This is a genomic window from Pedobacter sp. HMWF019 (assembly GCF_003061025.1).
Taxonomy (GTDB): domain Bacteria; phylum Bacteroidota; class Bacteroidia; order Sphingobacteriales; family Sphingobacteriaceae; genus Pedobacter.
The window spans coordinates 1-1329 of sequence record NZ_QAIL01000307.1 but is presented as its reverse complement, the minus strand read 5'-3'; the positions used below and the strand labels follow the sequence as shown (position 1 = coordinate 1329).

Annotated in this window: 2 protein-coding genes; both read left to right on the top strand. The window is 40.0% G+C overall.

Features of this window, described 5'->3' with window-relative positions; genetic code table 11:
* On the top strand, positions 1-592 hold a 592-nt coding region (locus DBR11_RS17220), incomplete at its 5' end, for an endonuclease/exonuclease/phosphatase family protein (RefSeq protein ID WP_108553887.1).
* A 268-nt stretch (positions 593-860) separates the two neighbouring features.
* Entirely contained in the window at positions 861-1274 is a 414-nt protein-coding gene (locus DBR11_RS17215) for a VOC family protein (protein WP_108553886.1), read from the top strand.
* Positions 1275-1329: the final 55 nt, after the last annotated feature.

Here is a 1329-nt window from a genome sequence, read left to right as displayed (position 1 = left end):
TTACGGTTTAGGTCGCGATGATGGCAACGACGGAGGAGAGCATTCTGCTATTTTCTATAAAAAGGATAAATTTAAATTATTAAATAAAGGCGATTTCTGGTTGTCTGAAACACCAGATAAACCAGGCTTGGGTTGGGATGCTACCTGCTGTAACCGGATCTGCAGCTGGGTACAGCTTCAAGAAATCAAAACAGGCAAGAAATTCTATTATTTCAATGCCCATTTTGATCACCAGGGAAAGATTGCCCGTATAGAAAGTGGCAAACTTGTAGTTAAAAAAATCAAAGAAATCGCAGGCCAGACACCAGCTGTTTTTACAGGCGATTTAAATGGTGGGCAGAAAAGCGATTGGTACTTGACCCTTGCCAACTCTGGTGTGTTGACAGATACCTATACACAAGTGAAGAATCCTTATGTAAACAATTCTTCCTTTAATGGGTGGGGTAAAGAAAATAGTGGCTACGAGATCATAGATCATATTTTTGTAACCAAGGGTTTTACCGCCAGCAGATGGGGAATTTTAACCGATACCTATCATGGAAAATTTTTATCAGACCATTTTCCAGTTCTGGCTGAAGTTACACTGAAGTAAGAAGCTGAATGATAAGAAAGCTGCCTTTGAAAAAGGGCAGCTTTTTTGTAGATCCACAGACCACTATGTATCAGAAAAAGGAACGAACTCAAATTTGAATGTAGCCCATTTTGCGGCATTAAAAACAGATTCTTCCAGCCCGGTTTTTGCTATTAAAATAGCAGGTGTTGCGAGTAGTACGACCAAGTAAGAAATAGAAAGTTTATGCCACTGACATAAGGTTGTCAGTGGGCCATGTAATCTTTGTATTCAACAAAATAAAGAAATCATGAATCTCCTTTCCATTAGAATCATTACCGAAGACATTGATCGTTTATTGACATTTTACGAGTATGTAACCGAGACTCCACTTACAAAGTACACAGAAGACTTTGCAGAACTTCAAACGCCATTTGGAACCCTAGCTATTGGCAGTACCAGAACTTTACATTTTTTTGGAGGCGATGGTATTGCAAAAGCGGCTCAGAACCGTACAGTCATCATCGAATTTAAGGTTACAGATGTGGATAAGGAATACGAAAGGCTAGCGGGGTTTCTTCAACCTTATATTGTACAAAAGCCAACTACAATGCCCTGGGGAAATCGGTCTCTCTTGTTTCGGGACCCAGATGGAAACCTGATCAATTTCTTTACACCAGTTTCGCCGGAAGCGATCAAAAAATTTGAAGGCAAAGGTGTTTAGATCCAAACAGATTAGCGGGAATGGCGAGTGGCTATTTCCACTAATCTGTTTTAAC